Source organism: Variovorax sp. RA8 (genome assembly GCF_901827175.1).
In the GTDB taxonomy this organism is placed as follows: domain Bacteria; phylum Pseudomonadota; class Gammaproteobacteria; order Burkholderiales; family Burkholderiaceae_C; genus Variovorax.
In genome coordinates, this window is sequence record NZ_LR594662.1 from 5,228,207 (window position 1) to 5,254,385 (window position 26,179).

The following is a 26,179-nucleotide window of genomic DNA, read 5'->3' on the forward strand; positions in this document are numbered from 1 at the left end:
GTCCCTATGTATATTGCTCGACCTACATAAACTACTGGTCTGGTTCCATCAAGTATTCGTTTGTCACCCGGCCCTAGGTAGATTGGCTTGTCGTTCATGCCTTGTCACCAAACATCATTCTTTTCCAGTTGGATTGAAAGTAGGTCCAACGGTCGGTGTCTTTCATTGCAGCAACTTCTTGTTTGGCTTCTTCGCAACCTTGAGTAGCAAGTTCGTCATCCATCTTGAGCATGCTAGCGTCGTTGTACTGTTGAGATTCTTTGCCATCTTTTATATCTAAGACATCGTATTTGGATGTTGGATTGAAAAGTAATCCGTAGTCTTTGAGATATGCAGTTTCCTTAGCTGCAAATTCAGCCTTGGGTTCAATGCACTTAACTTTAATGATGTCATCTTTTTCTAAGCTGATTCTTCTGTTTTCCATGATGGCTGCGCCTTGAACTTTGGTCATGTAAAAGTCATAGAAAGTTAGTGAGCCGATCAGTACGGTTCCGATAAATGCTGCCACTGCGATTGGTTTGATAATTTCCTTGTTCATCATGTGCTCCTTAAAATATTGATGTGATGTTGGTTATCGTTGTGATTAACCCGACTGTGGTTAACAGTCCGATAGCTAAAGGTGTAAAGAAGTTGTACAGGTCGTAAAACTTTTCGTTGCGCACATTCTTCATGTAGGTGGCTCTAAGTTCTTCTGCATCTTCCTGGCTAGGCTGTACATAGCCTTTCATGATTACTGGGTCAACATACGAGTCTTGCTCTACATTGCTGGTCATGAAATCTTCATATTCTTGTACTGGGTCAACTGTGTTCATATGTTCTCCGTATTCTTGTTGTTCTTATAATTAACTTAGCAGATATATTGTGATTTGCAATACCTCTTGATAAATAATTTAGACAACAAAAAAGCACCCGTAGGTGCTTAATCTAGAAATCAAAAATTTTAAATCTCGTTTAGTCAGTTATAAACGGATCGTGGTAGGGTTCGGGGACACCTTCTTGAGAAGGAGCGTTCTCCTGCGGAGTCTTTTCCTCTTCTGGCTGATTCTTATCGCATATCCACAGAGCACCTGGTTCATCAGTTGTATGAATAATCACATGAAGTGCGCCGCATTGAGCTTTAAGGTCTGTGCCTTGTACCATCCACATAGAATTCGGACAGATAGTGCAAATCAAGTGTTTGGATGGAGCATCAACCTTCTTGGATAGGTTCTCAAGCACAAAGCTTTTGTGTTTAATCTTTAGAATCTTTTCCTTGGCTGTATCAGGCAAGTCAGGATGAGGGACAAATCCTGTCCATTCTTTGATTTCTGTTGGTTTAAGTGAGTCAATTGTTCTTTTTGTCATAGCTAGTCTTTCTTGTTGTTGTTATTTAATCTAGCAAATATATTGTGAAAAGCAATATGTTTACATAGTTTGACTTAATCCTTTTTTCTTGCCAAAGGATCTCGTCTGGGTCGGTTTCTTCACATCGGTCAGGTCTGGTGTGAAAACGGGCTTCTTGGCAGGTGCACTGGTAGTCATCTGCGGTAGCTCGTTCAAGTGCTTGATGTCGTTGATGGACTTCTTCGCAGCTTCTGGAGGACGGCTGAAGCTCATGACATCTCGTGCCTTCTGGGCAAGCTCTACCGCCTTGCGAACCAGATCCTTGGCTTGGGCTGCTGCCTTAGAGGACAGACTGGTAGGCTGTACCTGGTCAACCTGGTTGAGGTGTGCTGGCTTGGGTGGTCCCATGAAGTCAGAAGCTACAGGCACAGGGTGAGCCACCTTGTAGCCACGCTCCTGACGAATCCGCTTGTAGGTGTCCTCCGCATGACCATCAGCCCTGTCAAAGTCGTTGGATGTCTTCTTAAAGTTGGTTTTCTGGAAGGCTTCGACCACGTTCTTCAGGTCATCCATTACGGCTGAGGCTTTCCGGCGATTCTGTGAGTCCTTCTCCTCGTAGTTGGCTGTCAACCATGCACGTGTCTCAATGAAGCTATGAAGGACTTCTGGAGGTAGCTCCACACCTTTTTGCTTTGCAGTCCACTCAGCAACCTTCTTCATGGATGTTGTTGGAGGCTTGCCCTTCATACGGGTTGATAAGAGATCTACAACCTCTTCAGACAGATACATCCTTGCCATGCCACGATGTCTGGAAAGTGCCACGTAGGAGCTGTGTAAGTCTGCCAAGTTCTTGCCGATGGTGAACTGAGTGTTCTCTACGGTGCCACCTTGACTCTTGTGAATCGTTTTTGCATAGGCATGTTGGAAGCTATGCTCATCTTTCAAGTTCAAGAAGTGGCGGGTGCCATCATCAAGTTCAATCTGAATAGCACGCGGTTTGCCATTGAGAAATTTGGCAATAGATAACACACTGCCTGTCTCTGAGTTTTCTAAGGTAGTAGTTTCAGCATTGGCACTCTTTTGTTTTTTCGTGAAAACAATACGATCACCAACTGAGAATTCTCTATCTATACCGTCCTTGCCTTTTACAGTGACTTCTTCCTGTGGAAGTTGCCCCGTTTTTCTCAGAGCCTCACGGACCTTATCATTGATGCTGTCGACTTCATCATTAGAAGCGGCAAGAATAAACTTCTGCTTGAAGTCCGTCTTGTCTTCCATGTAGTGTTTAACCATCAAGTCCACTTTCCCTTTCTCGGTCTTGGTGATGTGGATGAGCCCTTTTTCGTACAACCTGTCTAAAGCTTTCTCTGATTGACCTGAGGCCAGCTCTTCAACAAGCTCACGCTGCCAATGATCTCTTTGGCGATTGATGGTAGTAACAGGTGCAGTTGTGAACTGTTCGTTCAAAACTTTAAAGCTTCCACCAAAGCCTACAGGCTGCAATTGCTCCTTTTCCCCGGTCAATACAAGCTTACTTCCTGCCATGTTTGCGGCTTTGATAATCTTGTAGAGAGTCTCCGTGTCAGCCATACCGGCTTCATCCACAAAGATTACATGCTTGTTGGTAAGCTTTACTTTTCCAAGTTCGATTTGTTTAATCAGGGCACTTGAATTGAAGAAGGTGCCTTTCTTCATGCCGGTGTCTTTAGCTAATGACTTGGTGGCATGTCCAGCCGGTGAAGTGCCAATGATTGAAAAACCATTTCTCTCGTACTCCTCTTTGACGACACGAAGAAGAGTAGATTTGCCTGAGCCTGCACGGCCAGCGATGTTCATCACTGCACCTGGCTGAGTCATGGCAAGTGCTATGGCATTCTTCTGACCTACAGAAAATTGAAACTGCTTGCTAGGTGTGGTGTTCGCTACTTCGCATGCAAGGATCGCTTTGAACACATCTTCTCTGGCAAGCACAAACCTAGTCTCGCTCTCTCTGGCTTTAAGTGACTCGCTGATGTACTTATCCATCTCCAGAATGCCAGTGGTAGTAAATCGAACATCACGGCCAAAACGAAGCTGTTTTTGTTTTCTAAGCTCTGGATCTGAGATGGTGTCAGCAAGGAAGTCTTTGAAATATTCCCTTTGGTCTTTGTCCATTACTTGATGGCACTGAGACTTAAACACGTATTCAGCATGTCTTTCTGAAGTGTCACGGTCACAGATTCCGATTAGTTGCTTATGAACGTGCGCCTTAATCTGATCTTCACTGAAAACAACATCTTTATGTTTGCGAAGATAGTTGCTGACCATCAATGCAGGATCTGGAAGTTCTACTTGAGCCTTGACCTGGTTAAAGTCTTGGTGTGCAGCAATGCTTTTTGCAGTGAAGCCGTGCTTGGAGAACTTGTCAGCCCAAATCGCTTTCATCTCACTTGGAGACAAATCTGTCTTGTCTAACTTGAGTTCCTTACGGGCAATCTCTTCAGCAACGAATCCTCTGACTTTCAGTTTCTTCATCAGAGCTTCCATTTCCTTGGATCTAGCTCCCAGCTCGCTTCGAAGAGATTCAGGAATAAACTTATCTTCTACATCCCATGAAGCAATGTTTTTCTCATGGTCTTGCAGAAACTCGTTGTCCTTGTCTTCATCCAAGTAGATGGGCTTGAAGGTCAGTCCATACTCTTTCTCAAGAAAAGGGTACATCTCAAGTTGGAAGATGGCGTTGTACTTGTCTTTGTTCTTGATGATTAAATCATTGCAGACAGACAAAAGTTTGCCGTCATAACCCATTGCAGTATTTAAAAGATCGTAGTGCCAGTGTTTATGACATTCTGGTCCTCCGTTACCTTTGCCATCGTATGCAGTTCCACGATTCTCTATATGGTGGAAGCTCACTGCTAGAAGCTCTTTGACATACTGCAAATCAACACCATCTGTACCTGTACGGATGAAGGCATCTCTTTCCATTTCAGGAAGGATGTGCTCAGTGAAAATCTTATTCACATGATTGGTAAGCTTGCTCTCCAGTGAAGGATCTGCAATCTCCATGGCTGTAAGAACATTGGAAGTATTTCTTCCAAGTGTGAAAACAAACTCAGTGCCAATTCTTTTATCCTTCCCCGCATCTTCGGGCTTGTACTTGCCGTCCTCGCCAATTGGAGTGGCGTTTTTGTTAAGCTTTATCATCAGGCCTCTTGGTGTCTCTATCGGAAACCTGAGAAGAGCTTGTGCCTCATTAACTTTGGGAAGATATTCCACAGGGCAGTAGCCGTTGGATAAATCTTCCCAAAGCTCTAGAGTTAAAAATCTGTCTTCAATACCAAGACTCTTCGCTAACCCACCAGCAATCAACGGTGAGTAAGGCATCTTTTTAACGATGTCACGATATTTTGGGTCATTCAAGTCTGGGTTCTTATCGTCAGGAAACAAGAAGGCAATTTCCTTCTCACATGCTTGCCTGTTATAAAGTAGCTGACCTTCGTGATACTTGCCATTTGTCATATTCATGTAGTCAATGAGCATGATTAGATTCCTCCAAAGGTTTCTTTGAAGTCAATCATCTTCTCTATCTTGTCTAGAGTAGCCATGGTGGAAGAAAATGCCTGAGCCTTGTTCAAATACTCAACAATCATTTCATAACGTTTTTCTGCGATGAAACTGATGCCACAATCTTGTGCAGCTATCACTCTTCCATCTGCTTGAAGTTGAATGTGGTAATGACTAAGAGGGTAGCTGGGGTCGCTTGGAGACAATGGCACTTCACGGCTTAGTATGTAAATAGCCATCTTTTCAGGCTTCAACATCTCGTTGACATTGCTCAAGAACATGTCAATGGTTGCTTCCTTGAGCTGATTATTTATTTTCAGTCTGTCGGAAAGTGCTGCCATTTCTTCGGCAATACCATAGCTGGACATATAAAGGGCTGTAAGCTCCTTCTTGACTGCTTGTGTGATTTGATTGTTGTAGTTCATATCTTTGTCTTTCTTGTTGTTGTATGTTCTTTTGGTGGCAACTCTGCTTCAAGCTTGATACTGATTTCATTGCCTCCTATCAGGTAGAGTTCAATCCATTTACAGTTTTTCCCTATGGGGGCATTTCTGTAATACTGACCACTTGGCTTGTCATTGATGACTAGGTTGTGCTTTTTAGCCCATGCCTTAGTCGTGTAGCCCATAAGTTCCCACGGAGTTCCATTCATGTTTGGAAGCTGTTCGTTGTAGCTTGGATGGGTTGGCTTTCTCACTTCATCTTCTCCTGAAGAATAAAATAAAGCTGTTGGACTTGCTCTGTTAGAAGCTCAACCTGTTTTGCTAGGTTGCGCTGCTCCACTGGAAGCTGATGCAAATCCACGTAGGTCTTCAAAGCGATTCTGTGTGCCTTGGAGCGTCCTGTTTTCTGATGAAGCTTGTGGTCAGCAATTATTTGTTGGATTGCTTTCTCATCGTCTTCAAAGATTTTTACGCCGTCCATTCTTAAGTGCTTGTTCATGGGCACCTCAAACGAATCTCATGGCGATAAGCCAGATTGCTAAAACTGCAACAAGGCTGAACCCAGCTTGCCAGTAATGATTGGATTTCTTTAGACGATTGATTTCACTGCTTGCCAACTCAAGAGCTTGTACTTGAGCCTGCATGGCAACAAAGTATTCCTCAGTGTTGCTGTCATCCAAGATTGCGGTGTTAGCTTCTAGAGCCTGAGCGAAAGTTAACTTCCTGGCTTCCACTTAAGCACCTACTCTTGCAGAGCCATATCTTTTGATTAATGCATCGGCTTCTTTGCAGAGTTTTGCGTAGTCATCTATTGACATCAATGTTTCTGCAATGTCGCAGTTGCAGAGTTTCATGAAGACATGTGTGACCTTCTTTGCCTGCTTGACTATGAAGTGGTCATTGTCCGCCACGTCCATTTTTTGACCCATCTTGGTCAATGTATAAAGTTGTTTAACTTCTGTACTGAAGACCAAGATTCTGTGACCTGATAATTTAAGTACCTTGTTGTATTGCGCTACTGTTCTCATGCTTAACTCCTTGTTGTTGTATTTAGTTAAGCAGAAAATTTGTATTTTGCAAGGTTAAACCTTTCTTTTTTGATTAATGGTTAGTTTCTCCTCTGAAAATGGGGTTAAAAGCAAAATAATACATTTAAATGTGTTGGGTGCTTAGGAAATTCGAAACGGCGAAGACGACTCGAATCTAAATCAATAAAACAACTTCAATCAAAAAGAATCACGATGATCTAGATTAAATCTATTTAATACAGAAGAAGTCTGATTCATTCAATTTAGAGCTGTTTTATTCTCTCTGCATTTGACAATATCAATACTATCGCTATATTAAGGAGTATCAACAACTATAAACACATGAGAGGCTATATGAATACTAAAAACGAGGGGACTTTAAGTTCCCTATCTGAACTGACTGAGATTGCAATTCAAGAACAAACTGAGTCTCTGGCTGGTCTTGACAATCTTCCTGAACAAACAATGATTGACGCGGTTCGTGAGAATCTTGGTGTTTGGGAATCTAAACTTTTTCCATTATTAAAGGCTCGTAGGATTTCTATCCATGGAGCTATTGCTGACTTGCTCGTGAAGTCAGGCTACAAGAATGTGACGGCTCAGCATGTCTGTGTTGTCATCTCAAAGGTTCGCAAAGAGAGGTCTCGTCGTGGATAACTTGACCTTGATGACTGATGAAGCGATTGCTGAGCTTGAGCGAGATCCTGAGGTCTTGAATCTCCGTATCGTGATTGAGGGTCAGTTTGACGCTTGGACTCAACGGCTCTTTCCATTGCTCCAGTTGAAGAATATTCCTTGCTATCGATTCGTCACTGCGTTGCTTCACAAGGATGGACATACGGCTGCGACAGAGACTTTGGTTGGCCTCTACATGAGACGAATTCGTGAGAAGCGCAACTTGGATTCAGTCGTTCGCTCCAAGCATTCGCTCAAGGGGTCTAGGGGCGTTACTCCTACCGTTACTCTTACTAGGCCAGCTCGAGAACTCCGAGCTGATCCGGTTGTCCGTGTGCAAGCTACTGATCGTCCAGTAGCTCAAGCTGTGTCCGTGCCACCTGTGGAGGCTGTGCCTGGCGTCGTGCCTGTGGAGGTGACTGATTGGCATGCGGAGCTTCGTCGCTTGGATACCGAGGGTCGCTCTGCCGTGTGGACTGGCGCTGATGAGTGGATGTGGGCTTACTTCAAAGGCTGTGCCAAATCCATGGATAAAGTCCTCCCCAAGAACATCATTGATGTAGAGAACCTTTTGGACGATCCCATCAAGGTCAAGGTTTTGCACAGAATATTGGACAAGGTTGAGACATAAAAAAACCAGCAAATTGCTGGTTTCTTCTTTATTGGTGTTTATTTCTTTTTGGTTGGAACATTTGCCATCAAGATTTCGTTAACCCCCTTGTTGCTCCCTTCGGTGCCAAACTCCTTGAAGTCTGGTGTGATGGTAACCCCCAAGCCTTTCTCTAATCCTGTCCTTGGATCAATATGTGGGAAGTCAAGTACTCCTGCGAATTGGTCATCTGTCTTTCTCAAGAAGTCATGAGCAAGGACAAGCTCCATTCCATTCGCTGGTGTCTGGATGAAGTTTCTCAATCTTTGGGTTTTGACAACTAGCTGAAACTCAGCTGTGAACTTGGTTGTGATTCTTAGTTTCACGGCTCTTCCACTTGTCAACTCATTCTGTGCTTGCTTGCAGTCGTCAAAAGCTTTTAGCAATGCCGCCTTGTTAGTCATCTTCCCCTCATTCATCATGTAAATGATTCTGTACTCGCCTTCAACTCCAGCAAGCAACTGGGCAAGACGCTTCACACTTTCCAAGCATTTGTCTGTTGCGATTGGCACCATGAAAAGTGGCATTGTGTCGAACATCTCAAAAGATGAAAGCAAAGTGTCCATGTCTTCAAAAGTGTCGTATAAGACATCAATGAATGCTGCTGGAGTGTCAATAGCGATGACTTTTTCTGGTGATTGCAAAGCATTGATAAAGCTCGACTTGTCTTTACGGATGTCAAAGGTCTTCCCCTTGGCTCCGTAAACCTCCAAAAGCTCTGTGTGATCTTTATCCCCAGAGAAGATTGCTACTGGTACTTGGTGGTGCATACATGCTTCAATCAATGCAATCATTGCTGTTGACTTGCCTACATCTCCCACATTACTTACTGGTATCACTGCATACTTGCTTCTGCTGTGTGGTAAGAATTTAATAATTGTTGATTTGTACATAGTTTTTCCTTTGTTGTTATGACATTATTCAACATAGCAAATATATTGTGAAAAGCAATATCTCTTGACTTAATATTTTCAGTCGATACCATCTTTAGCCATGAATACCGATGATGAATTTGATAATCGTGACTACGATGAGCCATCTAAATACAGAGATTTAGATAAAGTTGAGCCTAGTGAGCTTTTCACATCGCTTAGCAATTTAGTCTTTTTGCAGTCCGATCCATTCCTTCGGATGCAAGCTTTCAATCTGGGCATGACTGATCAGTTCATCATGCAGATGGAATACAAGGTTCTTCGGGAGTTATGGGCCGAAGAGCGAACCCCTGAGCTGGCTCACTTTCTCAATGCCCAATCTCAAATGTGGATCTTGTCTGCCTATGAGTTGCTCAGGACATGGAGGGAGTCCATCAAGGACATCCTGAACCTGCATAAAAATGGTGGATTGCCAAACAAGATTGCTTCCCTGAAAGCTCAGGAGCTGTCTGAATCAAACATTGGTGTTGTCTCACGAGTGGAGCAACTGGAGGAGGTCTTGGCGAAACCTCAGCTTGTGGATGTGATGAAGTCACACCTTGACCACACTTACATGAGCTTCACGATGCTGGAGTTTTTGCGTGTCAACCTTGCCAAGAACACTACTCGCAAGAAGCCAAACCTCATCCCCATGCTTCCCCATGGCCGAATCAACAAGGAATGCGGATCACTGGATTTTCAGCTTGCCGTTGGTATCAACATCCTCGGTGAAATGAACCGGCGAGATGTCGCTGACAGCATGCGTGGACTTGACCTATCGGCCCCTCCACCAAGCGAAGACGATCACAAGTCTTTTGAATCTTGGATTAGAGGGCCTGGACAACTTCCACCGTTTTAAGCCGTGCTACCTGCCTGTTTATTTCTTCCTTGTCCAAATCATTGGGCTGATGGTTCGAAAGATACTTTCTCACATGAGGTATCGCATAAGTGAACAGCTTTTCATCTTGAATCAACGGGTTGCCACACTCAACCCGAAGGCTGGCAAACGGCACTTGATGAACCATTGAGGACAAGATGACTTGAAGACTCGTGAGCCTGCACATGTGAGGGTCACGGTCTGCCGCATGGATGTCCACCAGAGCGATAGCTGGCTTGCCGTGTTCCTGGTAGAGGCTCTGGAGCATCCCCATGGTCAAGGCTCCTCCTCCGCTACACACATCACTGATGCTGATCGGCTGGTTGCTGGCTATGGCTTGGTCGTGGTGCCCCGTGGAGGTGTTCAACTCGCCAATGAGGCTGGCTACATCTGACGGAGTGAAGAACTGGCCCCAGTCAAAGCCTAGATATTGGTCGTATTCACCCCCTAGGACATCCTCAAACGGCTCTGCACTGCGAACCATATCCAAGTAGGTGTCAGCACATGCCTTGAGCTGCGCGAGATCCTTGGCCGTGTGCTTCGTCATGGTCACGAACTCAGGGTTGATTCTCAGGTAGCCATGAGGGAATGCCGTCATGTAGGGTGCCTTGGGCAGTGAGTTGATTACTGCCTCAAACATCGCTTCTAGCCCTGCCTTTGGTGTCCTGATGTCTCGGGACCCATGGACAAGTTTCTGTATCTGTTTTGAGAGTGTCATGCTGCCTCCGTCTCGGGAGCTTCAGCGCGATTCTTCAGGTTGAAGATGACATACCTGTTCCGGTCTGCTGCGAACCTGTAGGCAAGAAATTTGGTGCTGCCAAATGCATAGTGGTCGTAGTCAGTGATGCCGTTGCAGCAATGGAGGGACAGGCTTCCAAGTGGGATGTCATGAACAAGGCATGACATGGTGATTTGGAGTGCCGTCATGCGGACCATCTTGCGATCTAGGTCTACCCCGAACATGTGCACCTGGTTGAGTCTGGTGGGGTGTAGCTCGTGGGCATATCTGAGCCATCCAAGCAAAAGTGAACCTGCCCCACATCCAGCAGGATCGCCTACTAGGATGTCCTCACCCGTCTCCAGCTCGGGCAAGGTGCATGTGAGCCTAAACAAGCCGTCTGCCACCGTAGGAGGTGTTAGGAACTGGCCCATAGCCTTTGAGAGCTTCTGTGAGCTGTAGCCGATGAGGTGCATGACATCGGTGAACGGATCACACAGCTTCACCAGTTGCCAGTAGTCCTGTGTGATGGTCTGGAGCAACTCCCAAGCTTCAGGGTCTTTCTTGTAGTTGCTGAGTTCCTGAGCCATGAAGTCAGAGTGATACATGCTCCCCCATGGAAACTGCATGCTCCAAAACCAGTCGCTACTTACAAAATTGAAAGATAGCTGGCTGAGGTCAATCATGCACTGTTGCTCAGTCAACCCTTGCCTTGATACTTCCACCATCCGTGTGATGTTCTTCTGAATCCCCTTGATAAGTTTGTCTTTCATTTTTGTCCCCCTTAGATTTTTACTTTTCTTTTGTTGTCTTCCTTGATGGATAGTTTTGAGTCAAGACTGTCCTTTAGTTTGGCTGTTCTGTAGAGTTCAAGTAGGTGCAATCCATTGGAGGGACAGTCTCTCCAATTACTTCCTGCAAATCCAATTTGCTCAAGAAGCTCAACTGGCAAGACTTCAACCGAAATCTGGGAATTTGTATCAACGAATACTTTTTCCATGATGCTAAGTCGCATCTTCTGTGTAGCTGGAAGGCGGGTGTAGAGTTCTAATAATCTCGATTTGTATGTGTTTTGAACCATCAAATCAACAAGGCCATCATCGTCAAGAATTTCTGATGGTATTGCGTGATGAGTTTCAGGGTTATCAGCGACATACCTAGCGAAGCTTTTTCTTCCCCGCATATTCAATGGCAGATAGTTGTAAATGGCCTTGTCCGACTCAAGAAGATGAGTGATGAAATCTTTGTTATTCTTAAGCTCGTTGCCTAGATCCCACACCATCAAAGGATGTTTAGTGCAGTATGGCAATACAAAATCTACAGAGTTCCGTAATCTCTCAGAAGCATATTGAAAAGAGTGAATATTAAATTCCATCATCGTTTTCATGAATGCCTCGTTGTCCAAGCAATGGTACGGCACACTTGCAAGAGCTGTTGAGTCATTCTTTACAAGTTCAACCACATGACTTGCACTTGAAAGTATTTCTGCGGGCAAATCTCCAAATGAACAATTGGGAGAGCTTACATAAGCTGCGACCATTTCCCAGTCGTTGAAGTCAATTGAAGTTGACGGAATTTTCGTTTGCGATTTAAGAGCTGCAATCAACACTTCACGATCACTTCTAACCCTTGGCGAAAAATGTTTAAAAGCAAAAGGATTACGACTACAAGAGTGAAGAGCCAATTCTTTGTTGTCTGCAAAGCATGATGGTATCTGTGCCCATTTGTCATGGATAACCGCTTCGCGGACAACATCCATATCCTCACGGAAGAGGTCAAACACTTTGCAGCTAAAGCTTTGATTGTTTTTAAGATGTTTCAGTGCGGTTTCTTTTGTTTTGTATAGAGCCATGTTATTTCCTTTATGTTAAACATGACTTTATTATATATTAAATGAATGATTTATTGTTTGACTATCATTGTTTTAGCCCCATAACAATACTTAAAGTAAGAATATCAATGATAATGTTGTTAATGTGCAACAATTAGAATTCAATGTTCTTGCATTTATGAGCTTCGTCATCCGTGAACTTTGTCATTAGGAAGCCAAACTCATTTTTATTTAGATATGTGAGGTCAAGCTTCCATTCCTGAGAGCTTCTTTGTTTCACTACTGTTTTGGCGTGAGCAACGAGTTTTTCCGCGCAAGCGGCATCTATTCCGTTCACCTTTGCTAGGTGAACAAGGGCAGCTTCACCGTAACCTTGGCGGGTAGCCAGTCCTAGATGCTTTACTTTGTGGCACATAGGACATATGGACTGCATTCCCGTGAGCTTCTGTGTGCCTGTAGCTTCATTGAAATCCCAGACTTCATGACACTCCACGGGCCATGTGAAACCTTGGCTCTTGCCTGAGCGGTTGCATATCTGACATCTGTGGTCGTTCCTGGCCTTCTTGTGAACGACAGAGCAAACCTTCTTCCACTGGTCTGCTGAGATTCGTGAACGGACATTGCATCCGTGCATCGTGAAGGGGACTAACTCAATCCCTAGCTTGTGTTCCTGGCTGGTGAACCCCCCGAATATTCTTTCTAGCCATCCTATTATTCTTCTTATCATTGCATTCCCCTATGTTGTACATATCAACATAGAGAAATTAAAGCATTTGTAAATATTCAGGCATTAAAAAAGCACCATGGAGGTGCTTAATATTTGATGGTGATGTACTTATCATCAACTGTGATGGTCGCCCTACTCTCCTCTTCTTTCAAGATTGATGGTGAAAGATTGGGGTTGTTGCATAGCATGACCTTGTTGTCCTTGATCTCAAGGGTGCACCTGTATTCAAGCTTGGCAGAGACTTGCATGGTTGTCTGTGGCTGTGCATAGGCGCCGGAAGCAATTAGGGCTAGAAGTAAGACTGCTTTCATGCCAGCACCCTCACAAGGTATTCAAAGCCCATGACTGCAAGCTTGCACAGTCCTACTATCTGGATAGCAATTAAGGCTAACTTGAAAGCCGGTTTGATTCCAAAGTCTTCATTGTTCATACAAAGACCTTCGCTAATGTTGATATTAGGCTCATAAAACCTATGAATGCAAAGGCAGAGCCTACACACAAGACAGATTTTGGAGTGAGTTCATAAATATTGTTCATAAATTCTTCCAAACTTTAGGCTGAATTGATTTCTTGATGTCGGTCAAGTTTGCGATTTCACGGGCTAGGCTGTCACGATCTGCCTTCGCACCATGTTTGGAAGCTTCTTGCAAAGCGTGAAATGTTGCTTTGATTCTGACTACCACTGCAAAGTCTGGTGGAAGACTGCTTGAGTAGATTTCCTGTTTGAGTTCGTTTTTAGTTTTTTCCATTTTCGTCTCCTTGTTGTTGTTGTTATGGACTTAAGCGGCTACATGGTTGTTTTGTAGTGTTCTGATGAAGAGTTGATTCAACATAGCGAATCTTCCAGTGCTGATTTCTTCTTCTGGCTCTTTGTTCATTTCTTCAAAGTATTCCAACTCTGCTTCTGTGATTGCTTCGTGTGAAGAAAGAGTCAACCCAGTAAGTTTTTTGTAGCGCTCTTGGTTGTTTCTGAAGATGCTGTAGTTCATCTGGTCATTTCTATCGTCAAGAGATTCCAAATCTTTGTTGATTTCGATTGCTTGAGATGCAGTGAAGATAAATGTCTGAATGTTCATAATGGTTTCCTTTTAGTTTTTCTTATACTTATATATTAGCAAGCCATTTTAAATAATCAATAGACAAACCAAAGTTTCAGATGAGCGGTCATTTTCAAAAACAAGTGGATTGATGATTGTGGCGATAGCTCATGCACTTGTGAAAGGTGCTCTTTTAGAGCGGGAGAGGCGTGACCTGGCGGACGTTAAAAAAGCACCCGTAGGTGCTTCATATCTTCAAAGGCTTAGTCTTCTTAATTGGTTTTACAGGAAGAGCGTCTTCTAACTTGTCCGCGAGAAACTGAGGCTTTAGCTTGGCATAGTTGTCTTTGAGCTTTTGAGCCTCGTGCTCAAGGCATTCATCCATAACGGCATTAAAGTTTGGAAGATTGCATACGGTGTCGAATGCCTCTTTGCTCCTGCGATCTATCGATGGATAAATCATTCTTAGCTGAGGTCGTAGCAACTCATAGAAGGATTTGATTGGACGTTCAGCTTTGACTATCTGATAAAGCCTTTCAAGAGGCTCAGCTTCTACTTCGGAGTAACAGTTTCCGTCAAACATGTCTTCAGTGATGAAGTCAAACTTTGAAGTGACCATGTAGCAATTGGCGCCCATGAAAGAAAAGTTGTTGTTGAGAACTGAACAAAGAAGAATCTCAGAATCAGACTGAAATCTTTCATGCGCCCACTTCAGGGTGTGTCTGTTGGTGAGTGCAGCATTGATGACGGTCTGTCTGTCATTGCGAAGCCTTCCTTCCTCTGTCCAGAACTTCTCAATTCCTTGTGCTTCATCCATGCCCAAACATGGAACAGCGACGTTGTACTCAGGGAAGAGAGCATGGAGCTTTGCTTTTCGTGCAAGCATCCATCTGACCTGGTAGCCGTTGAAGTCATCAAAATCTTCTTCGGCCTCTTTGAACTCAGCAAGTAGCTCTTGTCTTGAAGGCTCATGGTTGAAGAATGATCGTGCATCAGCCTTTAGTGCATTGATTCTTGATTCGCTTGTGTCTTCCACTTCTGTTTTTTGCAATCCTGCTGGGTCTTTGTCGTTGAAGAACTGCTTTACAGGAATTGGTGGATGAGTCTTTTTAAATTTGAACATGGCTTACACCACTTCTTTAATAGATTCGGCATGTCTAGGATTTATCCATAAAGTGATTGTCCTTGTGATTCCGTTGAATCGATTCAGTGATGTCACAGTGATTTCAACTTGATTCTCGTTTTCTTTTGTTCTTGAGAACAGGTGAGCGATGTCATTGAACATCCAACTTGCATTGATGGTGGTTGAGTCCTTGAGTAGCTTGTCCCATACATCGTTTGTTGTCTTTATGGAGTTCATGAACTTCTCACGATCCTTCATTAATTTCTTTTCGTATGCTGATATTTTCATGGTCAGCTCCTTACTTGCTCAATGCACGTTCAATCGCTGCGTAGACTGGCTCTTTCGCTTTTACCATGACATTGCGAACACCTTTATTAGTGCTCATGTCGAACTGCATCTTCAACCAGTTGCCTGAAAAGTTTTGAATGGTGCCAGCATGAATGATGATGTCGTATTTATTTTCCAGTCTTGTGATGTATGAATTGTTCATGAATTTTCCTTGTTGTTATACTTATATATTAGCAATTCATTTTAAATATTCAATAGACAAACCAAAGTTTCAGATGAGCGGTCCATTTGAGGAACGAATGATTTCAGGCTGTAGCTCGTGCACTTGTGAAAGGTGCTCTTTAGAGCGGAAAAGGGGAAACCGTGCAGACATGAAAAAAGCACCCGTAGGTGCTTGGCATGTATTCGTGGATGGGAAGTCAAGTTCTTTGAGTGAAGCGGCTTATCAGTCCAAGCTCAAAGGCTTCCATCACATCTTCAATCTTCACTTCTATGAGTATTGAATCTTTGCCCATGAATTTGATGGTTGGCGCATTCTGAAGTCCAACAGACAATTTTCCTTCATGAGCGAACTGACTCCTCATGTTGTATAGAAACTGTGCGAACCTCTTGATGCTGTCCATTGGCTCTCTTTGCTTGGTCAGTAAATTACATAGTTTCGCTTGATGGTCATCTGAGAGCCTTTCAAAGAATGCAACCACCTTCTTGATTGAGCCGTAAGTCAACAGATATTCATCATTGAGCTTGTTAAGATGTTTTTCATCAAGAATGGGTAGCTTCTTTTCATTTTTCAGCCATTGTTGAAAATGAACATGCTTGAGGTTCGACAGTGATTCAATCAGTGCAAATATTGTCAGTAGCTTGTGCGAGTCGGTGATGTAGTCGACCACTTGCTCAATGCCATTGACCTTGCTCACCCAGTCGCCATCCTTGACCATGTACCTGTAGCTTGCACAAGTGCTCAGGAGCAAGAACTTTTCCTCATTGGTAGGGATGGCTTCATAAAACTCATCCAGCTTTTCAGGGGTATCGAATCTGTGTGCTAGGACATGCTGAAGATGAAAGTAGAAGGCTTCCTTTCTGGTCTGGAATTTGTACTCAACTAGCATCTCAGCTCGTGACAGATCATTCATGTTGTTGGCTCGTAGAAGATTGCATCCAGCGTGGCTGCTCGTGCCTTCCATGCTTCAAGCTCCTTGCCTGCCTTGGGTGGTTCAGATTTCCACCATGGGGAGTTCATGAGCCGTACCACTACCTCATCCCAGTACCGTTCGTAGTCCAGCTTGTCAGCACGGCGAATGCCGACATCCTCGGCGAGCTTTCTGAGGTTGGCGCCGTCCACACACAGGAATTGGTCTGGTCGCTTCATGCTGAGCAACCTGGTTGAAGTGCCCAGTCCGTCCCTACCGTCTGGGAATGCTGTGAGGTATGCGGCGATGAAGCTCCGGTACTGATCCTTGGTCACTGTGCCTGTGGCTGGGATGAAGTCCAAGGCTTGCGAGAAGGCTGGCTCTGAGGCGTTCATGAGCTTGTAGAAGACGCCGGCGCCGACCATAGAGCCAAACCACTCTGAGTGCTTCAAGGACTTGCTCCTGAGGCCTGCGATGCCTAGCCGTGTGTCTATGGGGATGTCGTTGAAGGTGGGATAGGTGGAGAAGGACTTCTGCACCTGTGCAAGGAGATCCAGCCGGTCATCAAAGCCGTGGTTCGTGTCCTTCTGAATCTCGGCAAGGAAGGTGGGCCAGTCCATGCCCATGACCTTAGATTGCACGGCTGACTTGGTGGGTGGAGTCTCCCCATACTGATCCACGAGTTTGAGTAGCTCGGGCTGCTTGGCCGCCCAGATATTGCGGTATCGCTGTGCCTCGGCCTGGTCAACTGTCTTGGCCGCGATCCAGTAGCCCTCTATGACCTTCAGCAGCTCATCCTTGATGGTTGGGCTGTCCTCGTGGGTGATGAGAGTAGACACCTCTGCATTCGTGTTCAGCGCACCCTTGGTGAGGTTGGCACTGCCGATCAGGACTTCAAAGCTCGTGTCATCCCAGAAGGCATACACCTTGGGGTGGAAGACACCAGATGGCTGGAGCATGAACTTGACGGTTTGGGAGTCAGTGAAGCTGTCCAGCACGTCAGGGTGGGTTTGATAGAAGTGCGTGCCTATGACGGCATGGCGAATCTTGCCCTTGTCCTCCAGCAGCTTCGTGAAGGCATCAGTCCCTGAGCTTGCCCATGCCACTGCAAATGAGATGTGTGGGTACTTCTTGATGAGCCGTGAAAGGTTGCTTCTCAGAGCCGCATTTGTGGTTATCAGTTGCACATCTCATCCTTGGTTGTTGAGCAACTATAAGGCAAGAAAAAAGCACCTTTAGGGTGCTTCATATTTTGTTATTTGTTTTTGCGCTTGGTCTATCAGGAAGATTAGCTTTCAATTTGTCGCTGAGAGATTTCGCATTTATTGCGTCACTGATCCTAGCGACAGTTATCTGCGGAAGAGTTGCATTTTTCATTCCAGAAATTTTAACAATCTCTTCCAAAACTTCTTCTGAAAAGAAGACATTCATCCTTGTCAAGTAGTCAATGATTTCTTCACCCGTAACGTCATCATGACTTCCAATGTGCCTGAGCAATAAAGCTTGCCTGTAATCTAATACATCTTGAAAGTAATAAGATCTAAAGCCGTCCTTTTCGCTAACAAACTCTTTCTCAAGACGAAGCCAACAATCGTTTCCATGATACGGATGCTTAACTTTATGCAAATTGTTCGCTAAAAAGATAATTGAGTTAATCCCGTTCTTGTGATAATGGAATCTTCGCATTTCGTCGGTGGAAAGCATGTCGTTGTTATCACCGCGCTCCAAGCAGTAATCAAGAATTTCAATTTCCTTATCACTTCCATCATGCCTTAGATTTTTGATGAAGTTGTATGAGTTGCTATATGGAAAGTGATTAAGCCTTGAAATATCACCAGCTTCGGCAAGCATTTCTGCCACCTTGTTAACAGTGGATGCGTAGAGGTCGTAGAAAGCTAGGCAACCGCCTTCCTTAATCAAATCTAAGATTTCGTAGTAAAGGAAGTCAAAATAGTCATAGTTTTTGATTTCCACACTGTGTTCAAGAACAAAGTTTATAAGTTCTCTGGCCCCACGGAAAGCAAAAGAGTCTAGATAACTCTGCCCGCTCAAGAGAATATTTTCATAGTGGTTGATAAGAAAACTTTTCACTTCTGCATCAGAATATTTTGCAGCTTCTTCCGTAAGCTCATTTTCCACAGAAGTTACAAAAAAGCCAGACGCTGCTACAACATTGTGATGTTCTTTTAAGTTGAAAGTAACTTTGGAGAGCAACAGCTTAAAGGTTTTAAGATTGGCTTGACGCGCTTTTGAAACTTGTACTTCATTTTTCATGATGACCCCCTTTTAGTTCTTGTTTTACTTTTCTCCAGTCGACAAATCTTCTAATAAAAATGGTGATGACTATAAGAGGGACTCCCGTGCCAAAAATCAGTAAGCGATTTTCATCTAAAAAGCCGTTGTACTTTGCTAAAAATGCATTGATTGCTTGAATGTTTATAGCGATGATAAGTGCTATGAAGAGTACGCAAGCAAATGAATCGAAACCATCCATCTCGTTTTTGTAGAACTCCTTGTAATCTTTTCTGTTCATTTTTCATCTCCTGTTGTTATTTTTAGAATCTCTTTGTTTGCGAGACTTATAAGCCCAGCTACTTCCATGACTTTCTCGCCAAGCTGGATGTTGGCCTGGCAGTTCTCATAAAAGTTGTCTCGTGTGATGTTCATCTCTTCAACATACATATTGAGCCATTGGAAGGCATTGTTGGTGCCTTGGATCAACTGCTGGACTCGTTCTTTTTGTTCTTGTGTGAGTTCGTTCATTCCTCTTTACTCCACACAATCTTTGGGAGATCTTCAACGTGAGCATCAATAAACCTTTGGATGCGGCAGGAAGTGCGGCTATATAGATAGTTGCAGTTAATTTCTGCTCTCAGATTGCTGAAGAGCATTTCAAGGTCGTTCATGTTTCCAAGTTCAAGGCGCATGAACTTATTTACTATGTAAGAGAATTGCTCTTGTGAAACAATTGAGTGATGTTTGTAGTCGTCGCGCTCGTAAATTACCGATCTGTCAAAGTTTATGTTCATGGCTTTTCTTTCTTGTTGTTATATGTTCATATTAGCAAGCCATTTTAAATAATCAATAGACAAGGCATTCTTTAAGATAAACGGTTGGATGTATGGACGAAGAAAAAGCACCCTAAAGGTGCTTTATTTGTTTTCATGAGAACCATTCAATCTTATTGGGTTAGATCCTTTGTATCAGCTTCCATCCTTCCTTGTTTTTGTTTAGCTTCCTCAGCTCTATGAACTCTTGGCTTGAGTCCATCATGAAGCATCTATCCCCTATGCGGCGCTCAATGTAATACTGTTGAACTCCATCCCTTAGATAAACAGATGGTCTCACCTTGTTCATGGGGTCGAACTCATTTGATAGTGTTTGCTTTAGCTGGTCATACTGCTTCATGTGGCCTTTGTTTGTTGTTGGTCTGGTCGGTCTTATTCTTCGTTGATGATCACGATCTGTCTGTAACCAGTCAGATGAGAGTTTCTTATGTACTCTTCATCAATGCATGTCTTTAGAAGGTTTGCAACATCATGCTTGGATGTGTGGTCATAGTCATCGTGAGGGAAGTCTATGAAGTCACCAATCTGCTTCAGGTTGGCGTCACGGTCTTTGAGGTCGATGGTGAGGACTCTTAAGCCGGGTGAATGTGAATCGACTTCTTCAACCTCTTGGTCCCATTGCTTTTCTGTGAACTCAAGCTCGCCATCCTCGATCAATGATTCAAGCATTGCTTGAGCTTGCTCTAAGTCATCAGCGCGGATTTCGACTACTTCAGAGATTGAGACTGTTGTTGTGGTTGCTACTAAATGGAAGGTTTTCATCTTTGTCTTTCTTGTTGTTGTCTTTTTATAGTAGCAAGCCATTTTAAATAATCAATAGATTAGACAGACTTTGAGATGAACGGTCCGATGTGAAGACGAAAAAAAAGCACCTTGAAGGGTGCTTGATTTTTATCTTTGGAAAGTAACTCTTGTTTTATCGTAAAGGTAACTTACAGATCCATAGTTGTGAGCCTTTTCAAGAATTTCGCTAGTTAGTCCTGGGTCATAGATGCCTTCTTCTTGTGCAATGTATTGGAACAATCCCATGAATTCACTTGGCTCAATACCAGATATGGTGATTCTTGCTAGCCTTGATTTGACTTCACGTACTTGCGCTATGAACTTCTCGTTTTCTCTGAGGCAATCAATACTTTGTTTGAAGTAAAAATCTTCTTGCTGGTCTTTGGTGAAGAGCTTGTCCATAGTCACTTGTGAGAAACGTGTGATCGTCTTTCTTGCGATTGTGCGATATGTCCATTTATTTAGTTGGCCGATCAACTGAGCAAGCTGTTCTTCATTTACTGGCCCTTCAAATAAGGAGGGCATGAATTTACTTCCATATGATGCAAGCTCTAGGGCATCTTTAATAGTTCTATCACTGCATAAAAATCTAATGGCTGCGTGGTGCACTGGCTCGTCTTTGAAAAGGTGCAAGCTAGTGACACCAGTGATTTGTTCCGTATAGAACTTCAATCTTGGCTCGCAACCTTTCAGTTGAGATATTGCTTGCTCGCCTAATGTGACAAGTACATTGTTTTCTGTGTACTCAATCTTTTCGACGTGGATGGTTTTAGCACGGTCAAGATTTTGATAGAAACGTCTTTTCAAAGTGATCGCGTCATCTGCAATTGATTTGTTATTGCCGTTTTGAAGAACAATACAACCCTGCACCAAACTATCAACGAGTTCTGCAACTACTGCACTCATCACGCCTTTGTTTGGAGCTGCATAGTGCAACAAGATGGTGTCATAGCTTCTTGGGGATACATTGTTATCCGATGACACTGAGCCAAAGATGATTGCTATGTTGTTGTGTTTGTCTACTGCTCTGTAGATTTTTGTGCTTTGTAAAATTTTATGGCTCATGATTTTCTTTCTTGTTGTTGTACTTATATATTAGCAAGCCATTTTAAATAATCAATAGACAATACAGAACTTTAAGATAAGCGGTCCGTTTATATGTGGAGTGGTTGGCGGTAGCTCGTGCACTGTGTGAAAGGTGCTCTTCAGAGCCGAAAGAGGGCAACCACGCAGGCACAAAAAAAGCACCCGTAGGTGCTTGGCTGGTGGTTTGTGTCTCAGGGCTTGATGTCGACCGTTGGCTTATCTGGGATGTCATCCAGTGCGAGAGCGCCTTGTCTGAGCTTCTCCAGTCTGGCTATGCAGTCCGTCACATCCTTGGATGGCTCGCCCTTGGCCTTCTCCTCGGTGATCCGCGCCTGGTAGAAGTCTGCAAGAGCTTTGGGTGTCAGTCCTGGTGGTGCTGTGAGGTCGCACATAGAGAGCCTTTCGTGTTGACATCACTGTACAGTGCGAATCATCACTTTTGGCTCACTGGCGCCGTTCGGGCACGTAATAAACGGCCCCTCAAGGGGTTTGCTCAGTCTCAAGAAGGATCGGCTTGTTGGGCTTCTCAGCTTGCTTCAAGAAGGCTGCGGCCATGGCCTTCTTCACCTCCGAATCGTTCATCACGGCATCAAGAGTCTCATGGGGGATTCGTGAAGGAGCCTTGGCTACCTCAGAGGCAAGGACCTGCACCATCCTGTTTGGTGTCACATCATCCTTGAGTTTGAACGCATCCTGAAGTGTGAAAACAAGCATTGGTGACATCAAGATCATCATCAGCTCAACATCTGCAAACCTTCGTTGTTGAAATCTATCCAGAAAATCAGAAATCAAAAATTTTAAAGCTCTTGCTCTCTGCTTCTTGAATTTGAGCTGAGCCTTTCTTTTCGGAAAGAAGTCAAAATCTGTGTTCATGGCTTACTTCCTCAAGAACTCTATAAGAGCTTTATATTTTGGATTGTTGCCATGCTCTTGCTCATAGACGACAAGGACGGAATGTGGAAGGTTGACAGATGCGCCTACTATCTTCGCCATCACAAGTTCTTTAAGATCGTTGGGAAGTGCGCTCTGCGAATTAAGGATTAAAAATTGTTGTATCATAGATTCTTCTTATAGTTATTGGCTCGTGAGGTGAGCAACTCCATTATTCAGTAGCAGTTGTTGTTGTCCCAAGTGTCATCACGAAGAGTGGATTTGCGGTTGCTGAAAAATTGGTAAGTGCATTCTGCAAGTCTTTCAAAGACTCTTGGCTCAACTTATTAGAGGATGGTGCGTAGCTGATTTGCTTCTCATGGTAGTTGCCACTTTTCATTGGTAAGTAATCTATTATCATTTTTTGAGTCCTTTTAATATTGATTGTTGTTGTCCCAACTATCGTCACGAAGATTTTCTTTGAAGTTTGAAGCTGCGGACTTTTCTTGGGATTCGTTTAGAAGAACTATGTGACTCATTGGCTTGACGTTTTTCAGATTAATGTGATTGGCTATCGTCTCAACTTGCTGACGAAGTATTGGACTTTTTATAAATTGCGCTTTTCTGTTCATGATGATTTCCTTTGTTTCATGTTTGGGTAGTGTTTTGCTTTGATGTCTTGGTGAAGAGTGCCCTCGGCCATCTTCTTGTCGTTGTTCATAAGTGATTTGGTAGTTCTGACGATTGGTAGTGAAGATAGGATTCCATCCACTCCAATTCTGTGACCTTTGAAAGTTACTGCGTTCTTGCTTTCATTTCTTTCGGAACTATCAACCATCCATCTTCCATGATCGTATAAAGCTTTCATTCCTAGGTTGACATCGCCGCCTATGCTACGAGCCATTTCTTTTTGCCATTCATCTTCATCATTGCATTGTGAATAGTCGCTTTTTGGGGTGTCAATTAGCAAAAATGGATGTTTAGCAATTTCGTACACATTTTCCAAGAATGACTTAAAAGTTCTTCTGTCTGTTTGATTGCAGATGAAGAAGTGCCTAGCCGAATTTGTGTAGCACTTAACCAAGTCGGCAAATCTTGCTGTGGCATCTGTGTCATCGTCTAAAGCAAGCTCTGCGAAGAAGGCATTGGTAGATGTGATTGCTTCTGATTCTGTGGATGGCTCTGCTTTAAAAGCTGAGTAGTGTTGAAGCTCTGAATAAACCTCGTTGAATGTTCTCATGGCGTTCCTCTTAGTAGCCCATAAGTACAAGTTGAAGAACTGCCAAGATGCCAATGCCGTGAATCCATAATTGCATTGTGATGTTGTCGTTCTCTGCTGTGGTTGGTTTGTATTTCATAATGATTTCCTTGTTGTTATGTATTAATATTAGCAAAGCATTTTAAATAATCAATAGACAAAGCAAATGTTTAAGATAAACGGTTAAATGAGCGGACAAGAAAAAAGCACCTCATAGGTGCTTTGTCTATTTTGAGCTTGCATTTTTTCTTACTCTGGCTTTTCGATCTATCTCGTCAATCTCATCTTTTGCGCTCCAGCTCGTATCAGCATAATCTATATGAAAGTATTGCTCGGGCCAGTCATATGACTCTTCCCAAAGTTGGTCATCACATGGAGCATCGGAGATGATTACGACCCTGTCTCCATACCACTCCCCCTTGTGACCCCATAGATTTCCACATGCTTCCATGAAGATTGCTCCAGCATGTTCTTTGCTGTAGTAGCTTAGATAGCCTCTATGTTCCTTTGCCCATGAACCTTTGATGTTTGACTTGGAGAAGCCTATGTATGGCTCTTCCTGTTCTTCGCTTTTTGTGTAGCCTGCATCATACTTTTGAGCAATTAGTTCTTGTGCTTGCTCATCGGCTATGTGAGTGGCTAGCATGCCTCTTTGTTTTTTGTCTAAGTTGATGATTTTGAAATATGTGCTCATGATGAATTTTTCTTGTTGTTATATATTCATATTAGCAAACCATTTTGAATAATCAATAGACAAAGATGATATTTACGATAGACGGTTAGATGAGCAGACAAGAAAAAAGCACCCACGAGGTGCCTTATAGTTTGTAGAGCCAGATGGATATAATTACTATGAGTGTCCAACAAGATAAGAAGTAAGCCAAATAACATAGATCCTCAGCATCCCATGAATCTTTGTTTTTCATTTGCATTGCTTCTTTATATTTATTTTCCATGATTTCCCTTTGATTCTTTAAGTTCTGCTTGCGCGCTCTTCATTCAAGCGAAAGTATGTTTTCGACTTGAGTTCTTACGTTGTAGCGAAGATCTTCATCAATTTGAAATTGATGTCTTTTGATGAAATCAAGCATTGATTCTGTGATAGTTACTTCATCATCGCTTTCAATTTCAAATTGTGGCTCGTCAGACTCGACTTCATGACTTTTCATGATTGCATCAATCATGTGATCTTTCAAACCTTTAAGACTTCTAAGCTTTGAAATACATTCGCCTTGATCAATGTAGATTGAAGAGTTCACTGTAAGAGTGAAGCCGGTATCTTCATGGATTAATTCGTATTTAGCCCATGAGCCAGTGACATTTCCAGCCTCTAATGGATAAGCTTCGTACTGCTCGCTTGAGATGTAATCAATGCTTGTGTTTTTTGTAGATAAAATATAATTCATATTAGCTCCTTGTTGTTATTTATTTATATTAGCAAACCATTTTAAATAATCAATAGACAAAGTGATATTTAAGATGAACGGTTGCTTTAGTGGGGGATAGGTTTAACTACTAGCGGTAGCTCGTGCACTTGTGAGAGGCGCTCTTTAGAGCTGGAAAGGGGATACCTAGCAGGCGTGAAAAAGCACCCGTAGGTGCTTGGCTGGTAAACTGCTTGCATAGGAGCCGGAATGAGCAAATCTCTTCAAGAAATCATTAAGCAGCAGCAAGCTCGTGAGGATATGTTGTCCAAATATGCTGGAGCTTCAAGCATTACTGACACCCTTGCCAAGATGAACAAGGATTCATTGAGTAGCATCCTTGCACATCAAAAAAGCATGAGTGCTGTGGAGAACTTCGGCAAGATGTTTGAAAAGGAGAAATTTGCAGCTTCGCAAATTGCTAAGTTTGCAACTCCTGTCTTGCCCTCTTATATTGGCGACGCCATCAAGCTCTCAAAATCACTGACTGAGAATAGTGCGATGAGTCAGATGAAATCAATCATTGCCTCTGATGCCATGCACCATCTTAAGATTGGTGAAACCATCAAGAACTTTGAACTTGGAAGTGCCTTTAAAAGCTTGGCGATTGGAAATGCCATTGAACGACTGGTGCCTAAGATTCCACCATTGTTTGCTTCTGAAATGTTGGCTCTTGAACAGTTCAAAAGTCTTGGAAGTGTGATTCGCTCTGCTGATGTTTTCGGTGAGCTGCATTCCAAGGCTTTGAGATCCAGCCTAGGCGACTGGCGGGGCACCATCGTTGTCCCTACCCTTGCACAAAGCCTCTACGTCACCCAAGGTTTCGACAGAGGTTTGACTGAGCTTCCAAATGAGGAGTTCTTTGGTGTCGTCTCTGAGGCTGGGCTGACACATCCATCTACAGACATTGAGCTTTTTGGGCCAGTGGTTGTGGATGTCGGTGATGAGGAGCTGAATCAAGAGGAGCTGAATGCCAAATGCTATGCACGCATCTACAGGCTTGAAAATCGCCTGAGGACGTTCATTGATGAAGCTATGACGGCAAGGTTTGGAAATGGCTGGTTCAAGCAACTACCCGCTGATGTCAAAGACAACTTGAAACAGGTTCAGGAAAAGAAGAGGAAAGCTGGAGAGGACAGGACCTTGATTGAATGCACTGACTTCAGCCACTACACCAAGATTATTTTCAAGGGTGATCTCTGGAGGGATGTCTTCTCCCCCCTGTTTGGGACACGGCGAAAAGAGGATGTGCAGGAATCCTTGAATCGGCTCAAGCCCATTCGTGACACTGCCATGCATAGCAACCCAGTAAGCCATGAGGATTGGGTGATGCTGCACTTTGAGACTGGCCGGCTGCTCAAGGTGATTGCCAAGCTGCACTGATGGT

The 26,179-nt window shown here is 43.5% G+C and carries 37 protein-coding genes; 4 read left to right on the forward strand and 33 right to left on the reverse strand.

The annotated features are described in order from the left end of the window. Positions 1-94 precede the first annotated feature (94 nt). The 9 genes from E5P3_RS24800 to E5P3_RS24840 all read right to left on the reverse strand — a co-directional run bounded on the left by E5P3_RS24800 (position 95) and on the right by E5P3_RS24840 (position 6,337). Positions 95-538: a hypothetical protein gene (locus E5P3_RS24800; protein ID WP_162588381.1), complete on the reverse strand. Its 444-nt coding sequence runs from the start codon at positions 536-538 to the stop codon at positions 95-97. Between the two features lie 10 nt (positions 539-548). Beyond that, a complete protein-coding gene (locus tag E5P3_RS24805; RefSeq protein ID WP_162588382.1) occupies positions 549-812 on the reverse strand; it encodes a hypothetical protein in 264 nt (87 codons plus the stop codon). A 139-nt stretch (positions 813-951) separates the two neighbouring features. Then, on the reverse strand, positions 952-1,344 hold the full coding sequence (locus tag E5P3_RS24810; protein WP_162588383.1) for a hypothetical protein: 393 nt from the start codon (positions 1,342-1,344) through the stop codon (positions 952-954). Between the two features lie 60 nt (positions 1,345-1,404). Next, positions 1,405-4,842: an AAA family ATPase gene (locus tag E5P3_RS24815; RefSeq protein WP_162588384.1), complete on the reverse strand. Its 3,438-nt coding sequence runs from the start codon at positions 4,840-4,842 to the stop codon at positions 1,405-1,407. Between the two features lie 2 nt (positions 4,843-4,844). Continuing rightward, positions 4,845-5,291, reverse strand: coding sequence for a hypothetical protein (locus tag E5P3_RS24820; protein WP_162588385.1), 447 nt, complete (start codon positions 5,289-5,291; stop codon positions 4,845-4,847). Next, positions 5,288-5,563, reverse strand: a complete 276-nt coding sequence (locus tag E5P3_RS24825; RefSeq protein WP_162588386.1) for a hypothetical protein — start codon at positions 5,561-5,563, stop codon at positions 5,288-5,290. Before E5P3_RS24825 ends, E5P3_RS24820 begins: the two co-directional genes overlap by 4 nt. Continuing rightward, entirely contained in the window at positions 5,560-5,808 is a 249-nt protein-coding gene (locus E5P3_RS24830; RefSeq protein ID WP_162588387.1) for a hypothetical protein, read from the reverse strand. Before E5P3_RS24830 ends, E5P3_RS24825 begins: the two co-directional genes overlap by 4 nt. A 7-nt stretch (positions 5,809-5,815) precedes the next feature. Continuing rightward, positions 5,816-6,043, reverse strand: coding sequence for a hypothetical protein (locus E5P3_RS24835; RefSeq protein ID WP_162588388.1), 228 nt, complete (start codon positions 6,041-6,043; stop codon positions 5,816-5,818). After that, positions 6,044-6,337, reverse strand: a complete 294-nt coding sequence (locus E5P3_RS24840) for a hypothetical protein (protein ID WP_162588389.1) — start codon at positions 6,335-6,337, stop codon at positions 6,044-6,046. A 354-nt stretch (positions 6,338-6,691) separates the two neighbouring features. Here E5P3_RS24840 and E5P3_RS24845 point away from each other — a divergent pair, with 354 nt between their 5' ends. Both E5P3_RS24845 and E5P3_RS24850 read left to right on the forward strand, forming a co-directional pair. After that, entirely contained in the window at positions 6,692-6,994 is a 303-nt protein-coding gene (locus tag E5P3_RS24845) for a hypothetical protein (RefSeq protein WP_162588390.1), read from the forward strand. Beyond that, positions 6,987-7,643 carry a hypothetical protein gene (locus E5P3_RS24850; RefSeq protein ID WP_162588391.1) on the forward strand — a complete coding sequence of 219 codons (657 nt, stop codon included), beginning with the start codon at positions 6,987-6,989 and terminating at the stop codon, positions 7,641-7,643. The genes E5P3_RS24845 and E5P3_RS24850 overlap by 8 nt, the downstream gene beginning before the upstream one ends. A gap of 38 nt (positions 7,644-7,681) precedes the next feature. Here the strand turns inward: E5P3_RS24850 and E5P3_RS24855 are convergent, their stop codons facing one another. Next, positions 7,682-8,554, reverse strand: a complete 873-nt coding sequence (locus E5P3_RS24855; RefSeq protein WP_162588392.1) for a hypothetical protein — start codon at positions 8,552-8,554, stop codon at positions 7,682-7,684. 100 nt (positions 8,555-8,654) lie between these two features. On the opposite strand from E5P3_RS24855, the gene E5P3_RS24860 reads away from it, so the two are divergent. After that, the gene (locus tag E5P3_RS24860; protein ID WP_162588393.1) at positions 8,655-9,431 is read left to right on the forward strand and encodes a hypothetical protein; all 777 of its coding nucleotides are present in this window, start codon (positions 8,655-8,657) and stop codon (positions 9,429-9,431) included. Here E5P3_RS24860 and E5P3_RS24865 read toward each other — a convergent pair. The 23 genes from E5P3_RS24865 to E5P3_RS24970 all read right to left on the reverse strand — a co-directional run bounded on the left by E5P3_RS24865 (position 9,400) and on the right by E5P3_RS24970 (position 24,774). Further along, on the reverse strand, positions 9,400-10,167 hold the full coding sequence (locus E5P3_RS24865; protein ID WP_162588394.1) for an N-6 DNA methylase: 768 nt from the start codon (positions 10,165-10,167) through the stop codon (positions 9,400-9,402). The genes E5P3_RS24860 and E5P3_RS24865 overlap by 32 nt on opposite strands. Continuing rightward, the gene (locus tag E5P3_RS24870) at positions 10,164-10,940 is read right to left on the reverse strand and encodes an N-6 DNA methylase (protein ID WP_162588395.1); all 777 of its coding nucleotides are present in this window, start codon (positions 10,938-10,940) and stop codon (positions 10,164-10,166) included. Before E5P3_RS24870 ends, E5P3_RS24865 begins: the two co-directional genes overlap by 4 nt. An 11-nt stretch (positions 10,941-10,951) precedes the next feature. After that, on the reverse strand, positions 10,952-12,019 hold the full coding sequence (locus tag E5P3_RS24875; RefSeq protein WP_162588396.1) for a DUF4116 domain-containing protein: 1,068 nt from the start codon (positions 12,017-12,019) through the stop codon (positions 10,952-10,954). A 792-nt stretch (positions 12,020-12,811) separates the two neighbouring features. After that, the gene (locus tag E5P3_RS24880; RefSeq protein ID WP_162588397.1) at positions 12,812-13,036 is read right to left on the reverse strand and encodes a hypothetical protein; all 225 of its coding nucleotides are present in this window, start codon (positions 13,034-13,036) and stop codon (positions 12,812-12,814) included. Then, positions 13,033-13,155, reverse strand: a complete 123-nt coding sequence (locus E5P3_RS36190) for a hypothetical protein (RefSeq protein ID WP_269473993.1) — start codon at positions 13,153-13,155, stop codon at positions 13,033-13,035. Before E5P3_RS36190 ends, E5P3_RS24880 begins: the two co-directional genes overlap by 4 nt. Positions 13,156-13,258: 103 nt before the next feature. Continuing rightward, complete coding sequence (locus E5P3_RS24885; protein ID WP_162588398.1) at positions 13,259-13,474, reverse strand: hypothetical protein; 216 nt, start codon at positions 13,472-13,474, stop codon at positions 13,259-13,261. 30 nt (positions 13,475-13,504) lie between these two features. Then, a complete protein-coding gene (locus E5P3_RS24890) occupies positions 13,505-13,801 on the reverse strand; it encodes a hypothetical protein (protein WP_162588399.1) in 297 nt (98 codons plus the stop codon). A gap of 208 nt (positions 13,802-14,009) precedes the next feature. Next, entirely contained in the window at positions 14,010-14,885 is an 876-nt protein-coding gene (locus tag E5P3_RS24895; protein WP_162588400.1) for a hypothetical protein, read from the reverse strand. A 3-nt stretch (positions 14,886-14,888) separates the two neighbouring features. Continuing rightward, the gene (locus E5P3_RS24900; protein WP_162588401.1) at positions 14,889-15,173 is read right to left on the reverse strand and encodes a hypothetical protein; all 285 of its coding nucleotides are present in this window, start codon (positions 15,171-15,173) and stop codon (positions 14,889-14,891) included. A 10-nt stretch (positions 15,174-15,183) separates the two neighbouring features. Beyond that, positions 15,184-15,375: a hypothetical protein gene (locus E5P3_RS24905; RefSeq protein ID WP_162588402.1), complete on the reverse strand. Its 192-nt coding sequence runs from the start codon at positions 15,373-15,375 to the stop codon at positions 15,184-15,186. A 217-nt stretch (positions 15,376-15,592) separates the two neighbouring features. Then, the gene (locus E5P3_RS24910) at positions 15,593-16,306 is read right to left on the reverse strand and encodes a hypothetical protein (protein WP_162588403.1); all 714 of its coding nucleotides are present in this window, start codon (positions 16,304-16,306) and stop codon (positions 15,593-15,595) included. Beyond that, positions 16,303-17,490 (reverse strand): phospholipase D family protein, encoded by a 1,188-nt coding sequence (locus E5P3_RS24915; protein WP_162588404.1) that lies wholly within the window; start codon positions 17,488-17,490, stop codon positions 16,303-16,305. The genes E5P3_RS24910 and E5P3_RS24915 overlap by 4 nt, the downstream gene beginning before the upstream one ends. 58 nt (positions 17,491-17,548) lie before the next feature. Further along, entirely contained in the window at positions 17,549-18,577 is a 1,029-nt protein-coding gene (locus E5P3_RS24920; protein WP_162588405.1) for a hypothetical protein, read from the reverse strand. Continuing rightward, a complete protein-coding gene (locus tag E5P3_RS24925; RefSeq protein ID WP_162588406.1) occupies positions 18,567-18,836 on the reverse strand; it encodes a hypothetical protein in 270 nt (89 codons plus the stop codon). The genes E5P3_RS24920 and E5P3_RS24925 overlap by 11 nt, the downstream gene beginning before the upstream one ends. Further along, positions 18,833-19,066 (reverse strand): hypothetical protein, encoded by a 234-nt coding sequence (locus E5P3_RS24930; protein ID WP_162588407.1) that lies wholly within the window; start codon positions 19,064-19,066, stop codon positions 18,833-18,835. The genes E5P3_RS24925 and E5P3_RS24930 overlap by 4 nt, the downstream gene beginning before the upstream one ends. 677 nt (positions 19,067-19,743) lie before the next feature. Beyond that, entirely contained in the window at positions 19,744-20,133 is a 390-nt protein-coding gene (locus E5P3_RS24935; protein WP_162588408.1) for a hypothetical protein, read from the reverse strand. Between the two features lie 129 nt (positions 20,134-20,262). Beyond that, positions 20,263-21,219 (reverse strand): hypothetical protein, encoded by a 957-nt coding sequence (locus E5P3_RS24940; RefSeq protein ID WP_162588409.1) that lies wholly within the window; start codon positions 21,217-21,219, stop codon positions 20,263-20,265. Positions 21,220-21,431: 212 nt separating this feature from the next. After that, entirely contained in the window at positions 21,432-21,632 is a 201-nt protein-coding gene (locus tag E5P3_RS24945; RefSeq protein ID WP_162588410.1) for a hypothetical protein, read from the reverse strand. An 88-nt stretch (positions 21,633-21,720) separates the two neighbouring features. Then, positions 21,721-22,113, reverse strand: a complete 393-nt coding sequence (locus E5P3_RS24950) for a hypothetical protein (RefSeq protein WP_162588411.1) — start codon at positions 22,111-22,113, stop codon at positions 21,721-21,723. A 431-nt stretch (positions 22,114-22,544) separates the two neighbouring features. Then, positions 22,545-22,742, reverse strand: coding sequence for a hypothetical protein (locus E5P3_RS24955; RefSeq protein ID WP_162588412.1), 198 nt, complete (start codon positions 22,740-22,742; stop codon positions 22,545-22,547). Next, positions 22,739-23,350, reverse strand: a complete 612-nt coding sequence (locus tag E5P3_RS24960) for a hypothetical protein (protein ID WP_162588413.1) — start codon at positions 23,348-23,350, stop codon at positions 22,739-22,741. Before E5P3_RS24960 ends, E5P3_RS24955 begins: the two co-directional genes overlap by 4 nt. A gap of 244 nt (positions 23,351-23,594) precedes the next feature. Beyond that, positions 23,595-24,062: a hypothetical protein gene (locus E5P3_RS24965; protein ID WP_162588414.1), complete on the reverse strand. Its 468-nt coding sequence runs from the start codon at positions 24,060-24,062 to the stop codon at positions 23,595-23,597. Between the two features lie 301 nt (positions 24,063-24,363). Beyond that, positions 24,364-24,774, reverse strand: a complete 411-nt coding sequence (locus tag E5P3_RS24970) for a hypothetical protein (RefSeq protein ID WP_162588415.1) — start codon at positions 24,772-24,774, stop codon at positions 24,364-24,366. Between the two features lie 228 nt (positions 24,775-25,002). Here E5P3_RS24970 and E5P3_RS24975 point away from each other — a divergent pair, with 228 nt between their 5' ends. Beyond that, complete coding sequence (locus E5P3_RS24975) at positions 25,003-26,175, forward strand: Swt1 family HEPN domain-containing protein (RefSeq protein ID WP_162588416.1); 1,173 nt, start codon at positions 25,003-25,005, stop codon at positions 26,173-26,175. The last annotated feature ends 4 nt before the right edge of the window (positions 26,176-26,179 follow it).